The organism is Streptomyces venezuelae (assembly GCF_008642355.1).
Taxonomy (GTDB): domain Bacteria; phylum Actinomycetota; class Actinomycetes; order Streptomycetales; family Streptomycetaceae; genus Streptomyces; species Streptomyces venezuelae_B.
The window spans coordinates 2,068,679-2,083,656 of sequence record NZ_CP029193.1 but is presented as its reverse complement, the minus strand read 5'-3'; the positions used below and the strand labels follow the sequence as shown (position 1 = coordinate 2,083,656).

At 71.9% G+C, this 14,978-nt stretch carries 15 protein-coding genes and 1 riboswitch; of the genes, 8 read left to right on the top strand and 7 right to left on the bottom strand.

The window, feature by feature from the left end; genetic code table 11:
- Positions 1–19 precede the first annotated feature (19 nt).
- Positions 20–1,372: a class II 3-deoxy-7-phosphoheptulonate synthase gene (locus DEJ47_RS09660; RefSeq protein WP_150166873.1), complete on the top strand. Its 1,353-nt coding sequence runs from the start codon at positions 20–22 to the stop codon at positions 1,370–1,372.
- 164 nt (positions 1,373–1,536) lie between these two features.
- Positions 1,537–1,776, top strand: a complete 240-nt coding sequence (locus tag DEJ47_RS09655) for a bacterioferritin-associated ferredoxin (protein ID WP_150166871.1) — start codon at positions 1,537–1,539, stop codon at positions 1,774–1,776.
- Positions 1,777–1,801: 25 nt separating this feature from the next.
- On the opposite strand, the gene bfr is transcribed toward DEJ47_RS09655, so the two are convergent.
- Entirely contained in the window at positions 1,802–2,281 is a 480-nt protein-coding gene (gene bfr / locus DEJ47_RS09650; protein WP_142216594.1) for a bacterioferritin, read from the bottom strand.
- Between the two features lie 165 nt (positions 2,282–2,446).
- Here bfr and DEJ47_RS09645 point away from each other — a divergent pair, with 165 nt between their 5' ends.
- The gene (locus tag DEJ47_RS09645) at positions 2,447–3,079 is read left to right on the top strand and encodes a sulfite oxidase-like oxidoreductase (protein WP_150166869.1); all 633 of its coding nucleotides are present in this window, start codon (positions 2,447–2,449) and stop codon (positions 3,077–3,079) included.
- Positions 3,080–3,315: 236 nt separating this feature from the next.
- Here the strand turns inward: DEJ47_RS09645 and DEJ47_RS09640 are convergent, their stop codons facing one another.
- The 5 genes from DEJ47_RS09640 to thiO all read right to left on the bottom strand — a co-directional run bounded on the left by DEJ47_RS09640 (position 3,316) and on the right by thiO (position 8,761).
- The gene (locus DEJ47_RS09640) at positions 3,316–4,212 is read right to left on the bottom strand and encodes a deoxyribonuclease IV (RefSeq protein WP_150175526.1); all 897 of its coding nucleotides are present in this window, start codon (positions 4,210–4,212) and stop codon (positions 3,316–3,318) included.
- A gap of 132 nt (positions 4,213–4,344) precedes the next feature.
- On the bottom strand, positions 4,345–6,330 hold the full coding sequence (gene pknB, locus DEJ47_RS09635; protein ID WP_150166867.1) for a Stk1 family PASTA domain-containing Ser/Thr kinase: 1,986 nt from the start codon (positions 6,328–6,330) through the stop codon (positions 4,345–4,347).
- Between the two features lie 186 nt (positions 6,331–6,516).
- Complete coding sequence (locus DEJ47_RS09630) at positions 6,517–7,320, bottom strand: thiazole synthase (RefSeq protein ID WP_150166865.1); 804 nt, start codon at positions 7,318–7,320, stop codon at positions 6,517–6,519.
- Positions 7,321–7,325: 5 nt separating this feature from the next.
- Positions 7,326–7,538, bottom strand: coding sequence for a sulfur carrier protein ThiS (gene thiS, locus DEJ47_RS09625; protein WP_150166863.1), 213 nt, complete (start codon positions 7,536–7,538; stop codon positions 7,326–7,328).
- Entirely contained in the window at positions 7,535–8,761 is a 1,227-nt protein-coding gene (gene thiO, locus DEJ47_RS09620; protein ID WP_150166861.1) for a glycine oxidase ThiO, read from the bottom strand. Before thiO ends, thiS begins: the two co-directional genes overlap by 4 nt.
- A riboswitch (TPP riboswitch) is annotated at positions 8,759–8,872 on the bottom strand. Its footprint overlaps the gene before it by 3 nt.
- A gap of 223 nt (positions 8,873–9,095) precedes the next feature.
- Between thiO and DEJ47_RS09615 the strand changes: the two genes are divergently transcribed.
- The 5 genes from DEJ47_RS09615 (at position 9,096) to DEJ47_RS09595 (ending at position 13,403) form a co-directional block, all read left to right on the top strand.
- Positions 9,096–10,274 (top strand): NAD(P)/FAD-dependent oxidoreductase, encoded by a 1,179-nt coding sequence (locus tag DEJ47_RS09615; protein WP_263398920.1) that lies wholly within the window; start codon positions 9,096–9,098, stop codon positions 10,272–10,274.
- A 65-nt stretch (positions 10,275–10,339) separates the two neighbouring features.
- Complete coding sequence (locus DEJ47_RS09610) at positions 10,340–10,705, top strand: Rv2175c family DNA-binding protein (protein ID WP_150166859.1); 366 nt, start codon at positions 10,340–10,342, stop codon at positions 10,703–10,705.
- Between the two features lie 42 nt (positions 10,706–10,747).
- Positions 10,748–11,416 (top strand): thiamine phosphate synthase, encoded by a 669-nt coding sequence (thiE, locus tag DEJ47_RS09605; RefSeq protein WP_150166857.1) that lies wholly within the window; start codon positions 10,748–10,750, stop codon positions 11,414–11,416.
- A 115-nt stretch (positions 11,417–11,531) separates the two neighbouring features.
- A complete protein-coding gene (metF, locus tag DEJ47_RS09600) occupies positions 11,532–12,449 on the top strand; it encodes a methylenetetrahydrofolate reductase [NAD(P)H] (protein WP_150166855.1) in 918 nt (305 codons plus the stop codon).
- Between the two features lie 54 nt (positions 12,450–12,503).
- Positions 12,504–13,403: a hypothetical protein gene (locus DEJ47_RS09595; protein WP_150166853.1), complete on the top strand. Its 900-nt coding sequence runs from the start codon at positions 12,504–12,506 to the stop codon at positions 13,401–13,403.
- A gap of 46 nt (positions 13,404–13,449) precedes the next feature.
- Here the strand turns inward: DEJ47_RS09595 and DEJ47_RS09590 are convergent, their stop codons facing one another.
- Positions 13,450–14,949 (bottom strand): phytoene desaturase family protein, encoded by a 1,500-nt coding sequence (locus DEJ47_RS09590; protein ID WP_150166851.1) that lies wholly within the window; start codon positions 14,947–14,949, stop codon positions 13,450–13,452.
- Between the last annotated feature and the right edge of the window lie 29 nt (positions 14,950–14,978).

The window sequence follows — 14,978 nt, the reverse complement described above, 5'->3', positions numbered from 1 at the left end:
ACCACGTAGTGTTGACGAGGTGACCGTGAACGCTAAGACCACCGCTACCGGTGGCAACACCTGGCGAAACCTGCCCGCGGCGCAGCAGCCCGAGTACCCCGATGCCGAGGCTCTGCGCGATGTGATCGCGGACCTCGAGTCGTATCCGCCGCTCGTCTTCGCGGGCGAGTGCGACCAGCTGCGCGCCCGCCTGGCCTCTGTCGCCAAGGGAGAGGCGTTCCTCCTCCAGGGCGGCGACTGCGCCGAGGCCTTCGACGCCGTGTCCGCCGATCACATCAGGAACAAGCTGAAGACCCTGCTCCAGATGGGTGCCGTCCTCACGTACGCGGCGTCCGTGCCCGTCGTGAAGGTGGGCCGCATCGCGGGGCAGTACTCGAAGCCGCGCTCCAAGCCGACCGAGACCCGCGACGGCGTGACGCTCCCGACCTACCGGGGCGACTCCGTCAACGGCTTCGACTTCACCGAAGAGGCCCGGATCCCGGACCCCGAGCGCCTGAAGCGGATGTACAACGCGTCCGCCTCGACGCTCAACCTGGTGCGCGCCTTCACCACCGGTGGTTACGCGGACCTGCGTCAGGTGCACGCCTGGAACCAGGACTTCGTGAAGTCGTCCCCCTCCGGCCAGCGGTACGAGCAGCTGGCCCGCGAGATCGACAACGCGCTGAACTTCATGCGGGCCTGCGGCACCGACCCGGAGGAGTTCAAGACCGTCGAGTTCTACGCCTCGCACGAGGCACTGCTCCTCGACTACGAGTCGGCGCTGACCCGCACCGACTCCCGCACCGGCCGTCTCTACGACACCTCGGGCCACATGGTCTGGATCGGTGAGCGCACCCGTCAACTGGACCACGCGCACATCGAGTTCGCCTCGCAGGTGCGCAACCCCGTCGGCGTGAAGCTCGGCCCGACCACGACGGCCGAGGAGGCGCTGCAGTACATCGAGCGTCTCGACCCCGACCGCGAGCCCGGCCGGCTGACCTTCATCGTCCGCATGGGCGCCGACAAGGTCCGCGACAAGCTGCCCGAGCTGGTCGAGAAGGTCACCGCGTCCGGCGCGACGGTCGCCTGGATCACCGACCCGATGCACGGCAACACCTACGAGGCGGCCTCGGGCCACAAGACCCGCCGCTTCGACGACGTGCTCGACGAGGTGAAGGGCTTCTTCGAGGTCCACAAGGCCCTCGGCACCCACCCCGGCGGCATCCACGTCGAGCTCACCGGTGACGACGTCACCGAGTGCGTGGGCGGCGGCGACGAGATCTTCGTCGACGACCTGCACCAGCGCTACGAGACGGCGTGCGACCCGCGGCTCAACCGCAGCCAGTCGCTCGACCTGGCGTTCCTGGTGGCGGAGATGTACCGCGACCAGTAGTTCTCCCGTTTGTACGTGCGCGTGGGGCGCGGATCCTTGTGATCCGCGCCCCACCGGCGTACCCGGGGCTTTTGTGGGCAGGACGTCGCGGGTAAGGTTAGGTTAGCCTCACCGATCAATCGGGACGGCGCTACCGATGAGTCCTGCCCGGGAGGTGAAACCGCGTGTACGTCTGCAACTGCTTCGGGGTCACCGAGGCGCAGGTGAAGAAGCACGCGGCGGACGGTGCCTGCACCCCCCGCCAGATAGCGTCGGCCTGCAAGGCGGGCACGGACTGTGGTTCGTGCGTACGCCGCATCCAGGCGCTGCTCGGCCGGGGCGCGTGCCCCCGCCGTGACCTCGTGGACCAGGGAGAACCGGCTGTGGCGCTGGCTCCCGAGGCGGAACTTCCCGAGGCGGCCTAGCCCCGAAGGGGCCCTTCGGCCCGGTTCAGCTCTCCGGCTGCTCGATGAGCTGCGCGATGTAGAGCGCCTCGCCCAGCTTCTCGACGAGCTCCAGCTGCGTGTCGAGATAGTCGATGTGGTGCTCCTCGTCCTCGAGGATCGACTCGAAGATGTTTGCGGACGTGATGTCGCCCTTGGCGCGCATCACCTCGATCCCGCGCTTGAGGCGGTCGATCGCCTCCACCTCGACCTGTCGGTCCGCCTGGAACATCTCGGTGACCGTCTGACCGACGCGCACATGGAAGAGCCGCTGGTAGTTGGGCAGACCGTCGAGGAACAGGATCCGGTCGGTCAGCACCTCCGCGTGCTTCATCTCGTCGAACGACTCGGCACGGGTGTACTTCGCGAGCTTCGTCCAGCCGAAGTTTTCCTGCATCTTGGCGTGGAGAAAGTACTGATTGATCGCCGTGAGTTCGGCGGTCAGCTGCTCGTTGAGAAATTCAATGACCTCGGGGTCGCCCTGCATCGCAGAGGCTCCTTCCGCACGAGTGACTGGGCAGGTAGCGCGCATCCTTGCACCGGTGTTCGGAGGGCGTCCAGTAAGTGCACGCTTAGTAGGAGTTGCCCCGATCGGTGCCGCCCGGGCTCCGACTGGTCACGTCCACCGTCCCGGGTCTGTCAGGATGGAGTCATGGGTCAGCCGGCGGAACGCGCATCTCGACAGGCAGCGGAGCCGGAGCTTCCGCCGGGCCAGCGGCTGCAGCGCGGCTGGCCGGTCACGCACTACGGACCGGTGCCGAAGTTCCGTCCCGAGCGCTGGGAGTTCAGGGTTTTCGGGGCCACCGCGGACGGCGAGAAGCACTGCTGGTCGCACGAGGAGTTCTCCGCGCTGCCTTACGACACCGTTGTCGCCGACCTGCACTGCGTGACGAAGTTCAGCATGCTGGGCGCGGAGTGGGGCGGCCTCCCGGCGCGCAAGCTCCTGGAACTCGCGCCGCCGGCGGCCAACGCGACCCACGTCATGGTGTGGGCCGAGTACGGCTTCAGCTCGAACATGCGGATGTCGGACTTCGCCTCCGAGCGCTCGATTCTCGCCACGCACAAGGGCGGCGAACTCCTCACGGCGGAACACGGCTTCCCGCTCCGGCTCGTGGTGCCGCACCTGTACGCCTGGAAGGGCCCGAAGTGGGTCCGCGGCGTCGAGTACATGACGGCGGACCGCCGCGGTTTCTGGGAGGAGCGCGGCTACCACAACCTCGGCGACCCCTGGCTGGAACAGCGCTACTCGTACCAGGAAGAGCCCGGGGACGGCCCCGAGCTCTAGTCCTGCTGTGCCAGTGCTGATCAGTGGTGATCAGTGGTGGTACTGGTGCACCACCGCGTGGCCCTTCCCGCGGCCATGCGCCAGGTGACGTTGCTGCCCATGTGCTGGTCGTGCGTGTGCCCGGCGTGTGCGTCGCGCTGCATGAGGGTCCCCCGACGTCGGATGGCGGTTCCTGCCGTCTGGCAGGGTACATATACCCCCCTGGGGTATACCTCAAGATTGCTGAGGGCGGGCAGTCAGATGCTCCTGAGCTCCTTCAGGCGCGCCACGTCCGCGGCATGTCCTTCCTTGCCGCCGGGGGTCTCGATGATGAGCGGGACGCCTTCCGTGGCGGGGTGGAGCATGAGTTCGCGGAAGGGCTCCTCGCCGATGTGGCCGGTCCCGATGTTCTCGTGGCGGTCCTTGTGGGCGCCGACGACGTCCTTGGAGTCGTTGGCGTGGACGAGCTTCAGGCGGCCCTCGCCGACGGTGTCGACGAGCAGATCCAGCGTCTGCTTCATGCCGCTCGGGCCCGTCAGGTCGTGGCCCGCCGCGAAGATGTGGCAGGTGTCCAGGCAGATCCCGAGCTTGGGGTGCGAGTTGAGCGCCTCGAAGTACGGGCCGAAGTCCCACGTGCGGGAGCAGAGGGAGGCACCCTGACCGGCGGTCGACTCCAGGAGCAGGAACGGGTCGTCGTCGTGCGTCAGCTCGTCGAGGAGCGGCAGCATCCGCTCGCGCACCTGTGCCAGCGCGACGGCACGCTCCCTGCCGCCGGTCGCGGACCCCGTGTGCACGACGACACCGAGCGCGCCGATCGCGCGCGCCCTGCGCAGCGAGTGGCGCAGGGAGTCCACGGACTTCTCGACGGTCGCCTCGGTGTGCGAGCCGAAGTTGATCAGGTACGGCGCGTGGACGTACGCGGGGATGTTCTCGGCGGCGCAGGCCGCGCGGAACTCCTCGTCCTGCTTCGGGTTGCCGGGCGGGGTGGCCCAGCCGCGCGGATTGGCGACGAAGACCTGGACGGTCTCGGCGCCGAGGTCCCTGGCGTACGAGAGGCCGACGGAGGCGAGCCCGCCGGCCACGGGGACGTGACCGCCCACGGGGTTGCGGGGCGTGGTGCCGGGAGGCGTGGTCCCGAGGGGCGTGGGGCCCAGGGACGGGGCGCCGAGGGGCGTAGTGCTGGGGGAGATGTTGCTGCTCACGCCGTCAAGGGTGGCACGCGCCCGGGAATACCCCGCCGGGGGTCCCGGGCGCGTGCTCGCCACACGGAAGCCCGCGTGCCGAGCTCAGCGGATCGTGATGGTGATCGTCGAGTTCTTGGGCGCCGTGTCGCCGCCGTCCACCGACTGCTTCTTCACCGTGTCCCCGAAGATCCCCAGCAGGCCGCGGTCCTCGTCGACCTCGAAGCCCGCCGACTCCAGCTTCTGCGTGGCCTCGGCGACACTCATCCCGGTGACATCGGGCACCTCGACCATCGGCGGGCCCTTGGAGATCGTCAGCTCGACCGTCTCGCCCTCGGCGATCGTCTTGTCGGCCTTGGGCGACTGTGCTGCGACATCACCCTTGTCCTCGTCGGAGTGGACCCGCGACGGAGCGATCTCGACCTTCAGGCCGGCATCCTCCAGGTCGGCCCGCGCGTCGTCCTCGGACTCGCCGGTCACATCGGGGACCTCGACCGGGCGGCCCTTGCTGACGACCAGGGCGACGGCGGAGCCCGCCTTGCGGGTGAAACCCGCTCGCGGGTCCGTGCTGATCACGGAGCCCTTGTCGACGGACTCGTCGAAGCTCTTGGTGACCATGCCCGGTTCGAGCCCGGAGTTCTTGAGCTCCTTCTTCGCCTTGGCCAGCGGGATGCCCTTCACGTCCGGGACCTTCACGGTCTCCGGGCCCAGCGAGACGGTCAGCGTCACACCGTCGTTCTGCCGGATGCGGTCACCCGGCGCGGGGTCGGTCCTCATGACCGTGCCGCGCTTGTCCGTGTCGCTGTAGGTGCGCTTGATGTCCTTCACGTCGAGCCCGGCGTCGTCCAGCCGCTGCTTCGCCTGCGCCTCGGTCTTCGCCAGGAGCGGCGGGACCTCGGTGAACTGGCCCGAGTTGATGTACCAGACGCCGGTGCCGATGCCGAGGACGAGCAGGACGCCGGCTATGACCACGAGTGTGCGCCGGCGCGGGTCGAACCGCCTGCGGGCGGGTCGGGCGGCGCCGGTCGGGCCGGGGGGCGCGGGCGGTCCCGCGGGCGTCGTCGCCAGGATGCTGGTGCGGTTCAGCGCGTCCTCGCCGCCCGTGCCGTCCCCGCCGCTCCGCTCGCCCTCGGCGGGCAGCGGGAGCTGGACGGAGCGCGCGGCGCGCGGGATGACGCTCGTACGGTCCTCGGAGCCGTCGTGGTCCGCCGGGTGCGCCTGCGGCGGGACCGCGTCGAGCTGCTCCTCGGTCAGGGCGGCACGCGCCTCCCTGGTCCGGGCGAGCAGTGCCACCGCGTCGTACGGGCGGATGTCGGGATGGCGCGCCGTCGCGGAGGCGACCAGCTCGTCGAGTGCGAACGCGAGCCCGGGGACGGCCGCCGACGGGGGCGGGACGTCCTCGTTGAGGTGCTGGTAGAGGACCTGGGCGGGGGAGTCCCCGGAGTGCGGCTTGGCGCCGGTCAGCATTTCGTAGAGCACGACCCCGCACGCGTACACGTCGACGCGGGTGTCCGCCGTGCCGTGCTCGATCTGCTCGGGGGCGAGGTAGGAGACGGTGCCGAGGACGGTGCCCGTCGTGTTGGTGACCGTGTCCACCGCGCGGACGAGCCCGAAGTCGGCGACCTTCACGCGGCCGTCGTCCCCTATGAGGACGTTCTCCGGCTTCATGTCGCGGTGCACGAAGCCCGCGCGGTGCGCGGCGCCGAGCGCGGCGAGGACCGGCTCCAGGATGTCGAGCGCGGCCCGCGGCTGCAGCGCCCCGCGCTCGCGCAGCACGTCACGCAGGGTGCAGCCCGCGATGTACTCCATCGCGAGGTAGACGTACGACCCGTCCGTGCCCTGGTCGAAGACGCCGACCACGTTCGGGTGGGAGAGGCGGGCCACCGACTTGGCCTCGCGGATGAAGCGGTCGACGAAGGAGGCGTCCGCCGCCAGCGTCGGATGCATCACCTTGAGGGCGAGCACGCGGTCGAGGCGGGTGTCCACGGCCCGGTAGACCGTGGCCATCCCGCCGACCGCGATGCGCCCGTCGATGCGGTAACGGCTGTCGAGCAGCTGCCCGACGAGCGGGTCCTGAAGGGTCGTGTCCACGGAGGGAGTCTACGAGCAGCCACCGACACGCCGACCGGGGCGGGCACGCTCCCGGCGCTACTGCAGCCGAGCTGTGACAGGCGACGCCACGGGGAACCCCGTCAGGGGCGCGGGGGAACTGCGCGACAAGCCCCCGCCGGCGGTGAGCCGCGAACGGACGGAGTCCCGCACCGAGCCCCGCGCCCTCTAAGACGCCCCGAAGGCCGGCCGCTCCGGATCGAGCCGGGCCATGCCCTCCGCGGGAGAGGACGCCTCCGCGAAGTGCCGGCGCGGAATCCGCCCGGCCCGGTGCGCGAGCCGCCCCGCCTCCACGCCGTACCGCATGGCCTCGGCCATCAGGACCGGCTCCTGCGCCCGCGTCACCGCGGAGGCGAGCATCACGCCCGCGCAGCCCAGCTCCATCGCGATCGCCGCGTCGGACGCCGTGCCCGCGCCCGCGTCGAGGATCACCGGCACGCGCGCGTGCTCCACGATCAGCTGGAAGTTGTGCGGGTTGCGGATGCCGAGACCGGAGCCGATGGGCGACCCGAGCGGCATGATCGCCGCGCAGCCCACATCCTCCAGTTTCCGCGCGAGCACCGGATCGTCGTTCGTGTACGGCAGGACCGTGAAACCGTCGTCCACCAGGGTCTCGGCGGCGTCCAGGAGCTCGACCGGGTCGGGCAGCAGGGTGCGCTCGTCGGCGATCACCTCGAGTTTCACCAGATCCGTGCCGAGCGCCTCCCGCGCGAGCCGGGCGGTGAGGACGGCCTCGCCCGCCGTGAAGCAGCCCGCGGTGTTGGGCAGGACCCGGATGCCGAGCCGGTCGAGGACGGAGAGCACGGAACCCTGGACGCCCGGGTCGAGGCGGCGCATCGCGACCGTGGTCAGCTCCGTGCCGGACGCGACGAGGGACCGCTCCAGGATGTCGAGGCTCGGCGCCCCGCCCGTGCCCATGATCAGGCGCGAGGAGAGGGTGAGCCCGCCGATGACGAAGGGGTCGTCTGCCATGGTGTTCAGCCTCCCTGGACGGCGGTGAGTACTTCGACGCGGTCGCCCGCGGAGAGGGCCGTGGTGGACCACTGCGCGCGCGGGACGACGGTTTCGTTGACGGCGGCGGCGACACCGGAGTGCGCCGAGGAGAGGGTGGCCACGAGGGCTTCGAGCGTGGTGCCCGAGGCCACATCGCGCTCCTCCCCGTTGACGGAAACGGCGAAGGGTGTGCTCATGCGGGCTGCTCCGTGTCGTGCTGCGTGCGGGCCGGGGGGACGATCTCGGAGGACGTGGCGTCGAAGCGGCGCGGGGTGAACGCGAGCGCCTCGTCGGGGAGTTCACCGGTGGTCAGGGCGTGCGCCATCACGTCGCCCGTGACGGGGGTCAGCAGGACGCCGTTGCGGTAGTGCCCGGTGGCCAGGTGGAACCCGTCGAGCCGCGTCGGGCCCAGCATCGGCGCGTTGTCGGGCGAGCCGGGGCGCAGACCCGCGCGGGTCTCGGTCAGCGGCAGCTCGGTGATGCCGGGCACGAGCTCGTGCGCGTCCCGCAGGAGTTCGTACACGCCGCCCGCGGTGACCGTGGTGTCCCAGCCGAGCTCCTCGCTGGTCGCGCCGACGACGAGCTCGCCGTTCTCGCGCGGCACGAGGTAGACGTGGCTGCCGCGCACCACGGCCCGCACGGTGCGGCTCAGGAACGGGGCGTACGGCTTCGGCACCGACAGGCGCAGGACCTGGCCCTTCACGGGCCGCACGGGCGGCAGGACGTCGTCCGGGACGCCCGCGAGGCGCCCGCTGAGGCTGCCCGCGGCGAGGACGGTCAGGCCCGCGGCCAGCTCGGTGCCGTCCGCGAGGACGACGCCGTGCGCCCGGTCACGTACGACGGAGAGGCGCTCGGCCCACGCGCGGTGGAAGACCACACCGGCCCGCTCGCAGGCCGCCACGAGCGCGCCCGCGAGCCGCCGCGGGTCGATCTGGTGATCACCGTCGACCCGCAGCCCGCCGCGCACACCCGGCGCGAGCATCGGCTCCAGGCGGCGGCACTCGCGGCCGCTCAGCCACTCGGACTCCAGGCCCGAGCGCTGCTGCAGGGCGTGCAGTTCGCGCAGGTGGGCGCGGTCGTCGGAGTCGAGGGCGACGGCGAGCGTGCCGCACGTGCGGTAGCCGAGGTCGTGGCCGCTCGCCTCGGTCAGCTCGTCGGCGAAGGCCGGATAGCGCCCGGCGGACGCGATGTTGAGGCCGAGCAGCGTCTGCTCGCCGTAGTGGAGTTCGGTGACGGCGGCCAGCATGCCCGCCGCGACCTGGGCGGCGCCGCCGCCCGGCTCGGGGTCCACGACCGTCACGGACAGCCCGCGCTGCGCGGTCCGCCAGGCCGTGACCAGGCCGATGACGCCGCCTCCGACGACCAGGACGTCCGAGGTGGCGGATGGTGATGCCGTGGCCGGTGTCGTACGTGAATGCATGGGCGTCCAGCCCCTCCCTTCGCCGGCATGACCCGGATCAGGTTCGTACGGTCGGAGGCCGTCCCAGCCTCCCTCTCAGCCCGGTGCGTCCGGGCTCCCGCGAGTGCTCTGCACGGGTCACCCTAGCCCGTCGCCCCGCGCGGCAGTAGGGGAGCTGTCCGGGTTTGGACGATGACGGTGTGTCAGAGATCTCCCCGACCGCACCTGAGGGCGCTCTCGACAACCGTCCTACAGTGATCGGGTGAGCGAGCAGCAGAGCCAGAGCGAGCAGCAGCGGCCGGGCGGACAGCACGGGCAGACCGGGAAGCAGCGGCAGGCGGAGCGGCGCGTCGTCATCGTCGGCGCGGGCATGGCCGGCGTGCAGACCGCGGTGGCCCTGCGCGAGCAGGGCTTCGCGGGCCCGGTCACCCTCGTCGGCGCCGAGCCGCATCCGCCGTACGACAGGCCGCCGCTGTCCAAGGCGGTGCTGCTCGGCAAGGCGGACGGCTCGGCCTTCGACATCGACTTCGAGGCGCTCGGCATCGAGCTGGACCTCGGCCGCGAGGTCACCGGCGTGCGCCCCGCGGACCGCGAGCTGGACACCGCCGACGGGCCCGTCGCGTACGACGTCCTGGTCCTCGCGACCGGCGCCGAACCCATCCGCCTCCCCGGCACCGAGGGCGTCCCCGGCGTGCACCTCCTGCGCACCCTGGACGACGCCGAACGGCTGCGCCCGGTCCTCGCGGGGCAGCACGACGTGGTGGTCGTCGGCGCGGGCTGGATCGGCGCGGAGTTCGCGACCGCCGCGCGCGAGGCGGGCTGCTCCGTCACCGTCGTCGAGGCCGCGGGCAGACCGCTCGCCGGGGCGCTCCCCGAGGAGGTCGCGGCCCCCATGGCGGGTTGGTACGCGGACTCCGGAGCGGTGCTGCGCACCCACGCGCGCGTGGAGCGCGTCGAACCCGGTGCCGTCGTCCTGTCCGACGGGACCACGCTGCCCGCCACCGCCGTCGTCGTCGGCATCGGGGCGCGGCCCGCGACGGGCTGGCTCGCGGACTCAGGCATCGAGCTCGGCGCCCACCGCGAGGTCGTCACCGACGAGGGCCTGCGCACGTCGGCGCCCGACGTGTACGCGGTCGGCGACTGCTCCTCGTTCCCCTCGGGCCGGTACGGCGATCGGCTCCTCGTGCATCACTGGGACAACGCACTTCAGGGGCCGCGCACGGTGGCGGCGAACATCATCGGCGAGACCCCGGCGGCGTACGACCCCGTGCCGTACTTCTGGTCGGAGCAGTTCGGCCGCTTCGTGCAGTACGCGGGCCACCACGCCGGTGCCGACGAGCTGGTGTGGCGCGGGGACCCGGACGGCATGGCCTGGTCGGTGTGCTGGCTGCGGGACGGCGCCCTGGTCGCGGTCCTCGCCGTGGGCCGGCCGAGGGACCTGGCCCAGGGCCGCCGTCTCATCGAGTCGGGCGCGCGCCTCGACCCGGCGCTGACGGCGGACCCGGCGATCCCCCTGAAGAAGGCGGTCCTGTAGCGGGGCGCTCACCTGGGGAGCGGTGCCACCCGGTGCGTGTCAGTGGCCGGAGATACCCTTGACCCGTGACCGAGATTGACGCAAAGACCGATGCTCTCGTCCCCGAGTGGCTGCACCTCCCCGACATCGCGGAGATGCTCGACATCGAGGTGACCCGTGTGCGCCAGCTGGTCAAGGAGGGCCAGCTGATCGCCGTGCGCCGCGGTGAGAACCGGGCGCTCCAGGTGCCGGCCGCCTTCATCGACGGCGACAAGGTCGTCAAGGGCCTCAGCGGCACCCTGACGCTCCTCCGGGACGACGGTTTCTCCGACGAAGAGATGCTCGAATGGCTCTTCACCCCCGACCCGAGTCTGCCCGGCACCCCCGCGCAGGCGCTGAGCGAGAATCGCGGCACGGAGGTGAAGCGCCGCGCCCAGGCGCTCGCCGTCTGACACAGGCTCTGAACACACGACCGACAACGGGGGGACTTATCCATGGCCGCAGACCGCCGCGACCGGCTCGCCGACGCCAGGCTCTACCTGTGCACGGACGCCCGCAGGCGCCAGGGGGACCTCCCCGAGTTCCTCGACGCCGTCCTCGCGGGCGGCGTCGACATCGTGCAGCTGCGCGACAAGGGCATGGAGGCCGGTGAGGAGCTGGAGCACCTCCGGGTCTTCGCGGACGCCGCCCGCAGGCACGGCAAGCTCTTCGCCGTGAACGACCGCGCGGACGTCGCCCACGCCATCGGCGCGGACGTGCTGCACCTGGGCCAGGGCGACCTGCCCGTCCCCGCCGCCCGCGCCATCCTCGGCGGCAGCGACGACGTGCTGATCGGCCGCTCCACGCACGCCGAGACGGAGGCCGCAGCGGCCGCCGTCCAGGAGGGCGTGGACTACTTCTGCACGGGCCCCTGCTGGCCCACGCCCACCAAGCCGGGCCGCCACGCCCCCGGCCTCGACCTCGTCCGGTACACGGCCTCGCTCGGCACCGACCGCCCCTGGTTCGCCATCGGCGGCATCGACGCGGGCAACCTCGACGAGGTGCTCGACGCGGGCGCGCGGCGCGTCGTCGTCGTACGGGCGATCACGGAAGCGGACGACCCCGGAGCGGCCGCCGCGGAGTTCGCGAAGCGGTTGCGCGGCGCCGCGGAGACGGCTGGGTGAGCCGACAGGTGAGGCACGGCCCGGGAATGTCCGATCCGTGGACAAGAAACCGGCAAACCGGCCAAAACTCCCGGGTCCGGTTGGGGGACCGCCCCGCCCTGGCTAACCTGCCCGTATGGCCCTAGGCACAGCTTCGACCAGGACTGACCGCGCGCGCACGGTCCGCGACATGCTCGCGACCGGTAAGACGACGTTCTCGTTCGAGTTCTCCGCGCCGAAAACCCCGAAGGGGGAGCGGAACCTCTGGAACGCGCTGCGCAGGGTCGAGGCGGTCGCCCCGGACTTCGTCTCCGTGACCTACGGAGCGGGTGGTTCCACCCGCACCGGCACGGTCAAGGAGACCCAGCAGATCGTCGCCGACACGACGCTGACGCCCGTCGCGCACCTGACCGCGGTCGACCACTCCGTGGCCGAGCTGCGCAACATCATCGGGCAGTACGCGGACGCGGGCATCAGGAACATGCTCGCGGTCCGCGGCGACCCGCCCGGCGACCCGCTCGGCGACTGGATCGCCCACCCGGAGGGCCTCACCTACGCCGCCGAACTCGTCGAACTCATCAAGGAGTCCGGCGACTTCTGCGTGGGCGTCGCCGCCTTCCCCGCGATGCACCCGCGCTCGCCCGACTGGGAGTCCGACACCCGGCACTTCATCGACAAGTGCCGGGCCGGCGCGGACTACGCGATCACGCAGATGTTCTTCGACCCGGAGGAGTACCTGCGGCTGCGCGACCGCGTCGAGGCCGCGGGCTGCGCGACGCCGATCATCCCCGAGATGATGCCGGTCACCAACGTCCGCCAGCTCGACCGGCTGCCCCAGCTGAGCAACGCCGTGTTCCCGGCGGAGCTCAAAGAGAGGATCCTCGCGGTCAAAGACGATCCCGCCGCTGTACGCTCCATTGGCATCGAGTTCGCAACGGAGTTCTGCGCGCGGCTGCTGGCCGAAGGTGTGCCGGGACTGCACTTCATCACGCTCAACAACTCCACCGCGACGCTGGAAATCTACGAAAATCTGGGCCTGCACCACCAGGCCTGACACGGCCGTACCCGTACCCGTACCCGCGGGCGGCCGTAGGGGAGAGGGGCGTACATGGGCTGGACGGTCCTCTACATCGCGTTCGGATTCGTCGCGCTGTGGCTGCTCGGCGAGGTGCTGCTGCAGTACAAGGCCAGGCTGCGCTGGCGCCTGCTGGCCTTCGTCGGCTTCCTCGGCGTCGTCGTCGGTGTGCTGATTCCGTCGGTGTGGATCATCGGGCTGGGTGCCATCGCCTTCGCCACGGGGCAGACGTACGTGACGCTGTCGTTCCGCAAGGGCTTCTCCACCGGCTGGGCGCTCGGCGGGCGGCCCGGCCTCAGCAAGCGGCGCAGGGCCTCTGCCCGGGACAACGCCGCGAAGAAGCCGACGCTCCAGGTCTCCGACCTGGAGTACGAGCAGGTCCCGCCGCCGCCCGCGCACGGCCCCGACATCCCGGGGGACGGGGTCTACGAGCCGGAGCCGATGCCCGACGACACCGGCCAGTACGGCGTGTACGACGACGCCGCCTACGCCCCGCCCGCCGCGGGCGACGCCCACCAGAGCGAGGGCCACGGCTATGACGCGGCGGCCTTCGGTGGCTACGACCAGCAGAACTACGGCTACGACGAAACGGGCGGACAGCAGTACGCCGCGTACTCCGACCCGTACATCGGCACGCAGACCTACGGCGCGCGGCAGAGCTACGACACCTACGGCGACCAGCAGCAGTACGCCCCCTACGGAGGCGACACGTACAGCGGCGGGCTCGGCGGGACGTACAGCGACAGCGGCGCGTACCACGACAGCGCGTACACCGACACGCCGCCCGGCGGCGTCTGGGTGCCCCAGCAGCGCACCACCGACGACCAGTACAGCGGTGAACTCCCGCCCGAGCAGCCGTACCCCTACCAGGGCGGGCACCCGGGAGACCACCACGACGGCTCGGGCCACAACGAGCAGCAGTACCGCTACTGAGCCCCGCCGACTCCGGCGGGGCCCGGACTCCGGCGGGCCCGGTCGCTCACTGGGAGCCGCGGAACTCCGGGCCCTCGACGATCAGCCCCGCCACCAGCGTGCCCGACATGCCCGCGTGCGGCAGGCCGCCGCCCGGGTGGGCCCAGCCGCCGACCGCGAAGAGCCCCGGCAGACGGGTGCTGTTGGACGGCTGCAGGAGCCTCCCGCCGGCCGCCGCGAGCGCCGGCGCGGGAACGGCGCCGCCGTCCGCGCCGGTGGCCTCCGCGACATCGGCGGGGGTGCGGACCTCGTGCCACAGCAGACGGCTCCGCAGCTCCGGGACCACGGCCTCGGCGCGGCTGATCACCCGCTGCACGTCCTCGGCGGTGACCTCCAGGTGGGCGGGGACCGTCGCCGTGAGCGTCACCGCCTCGTGCGCGGCGTCCGGCGTCAGCTCCGGGTCGTCGGGGCGGAGGACCGCCAGCGTGGGGGAGGCGGGCAGTCCGGGCCGCCCGCCGAAGAGACGGTCGAGCTCGTCCTCACGGTCCGCCGAGTGCAGCACCGTGCGCAGCGGGGTGCCCTCGGGGCGCGCGCCGGACAGGGCCAGGAAGATCGTCAGCCGGCTCGGCAGACCGGAACGCGCCGGGACGTCACCCTCCGCCCGTATGTTCACACCGGACAGCATCCCGTCCAGGACCGAGGGCGCCACGCCCGCGACGACGAAGTCCCCCTCCGCGGTGGTGCCGTCCGCGAGCTCCACGCCCGCCGCCTTGCCGTCCTTCTCGACGATGCGCGTCACCGCCGCTCCGAACACGAACTCGACCCGCCGGGCCAGGCACCGCTCGTACACCGCACGGGCCAGGGCGCGCATGCCGCCGCGCGCCGACCAGGTGCCGAACGTCTGCTCCAGGTAGGGCAGGACGGCGGCGCTCGCCGGGGTCGTACGGGGATCAAGGCCCTGCGCCAGCGCGAACTGCTCCAGGAGCGCGACCAGCCGCGCGTCCCCGCCCAGCTCCAGCTCGCCGACCTCGCTGAGCGTGGCCGCCCTGCGCTCGCGGCGCAGCAGCCGCTTGTGGGGCACCGCGGGGTAGGGCTCGCGCTCGGCGAGCACCTCCCAGTTCGGCCACAGGGGCTCTTCGAGCAGGGGGCGGCGGGTGCGGTCCCAGGCCTCCCTGGCGCGGTTCATGAACGCCGACCAGCGCGCACCCGCGCCCGCGCCGAGCGCGGTGTCCAGCGCCTCGCCCACGCCCGCGCGCGAGGCGTTCGGCAGGTCCGCCGTCGTGCCGTCCCCGAAGACGTGGCGCACGGCGGGCTCCACCTGGGAGAGCTCGACGCACTTCTCCAGGGGCTCCTTGCCCGTCTTGACGAACAAGTCGCGGTACACCGCGGGGAGGTGCAGCAGCCCGGGGCCCGTGTCGAAGGAGAAGCCGTCCCGCTCGACGCGGCCCACCGCGCCGCCGAACGTCTCCCCGCGTTCGTACACCACCACCCGGTGGCCCGCGACGGCCAGCCGGGCGGCCGCCGACATCGCGCCGAGACCTGCGCCGATCACCACAATCCGTGCCATGCCAGGGACTTTATCGGCAGCCACTGACA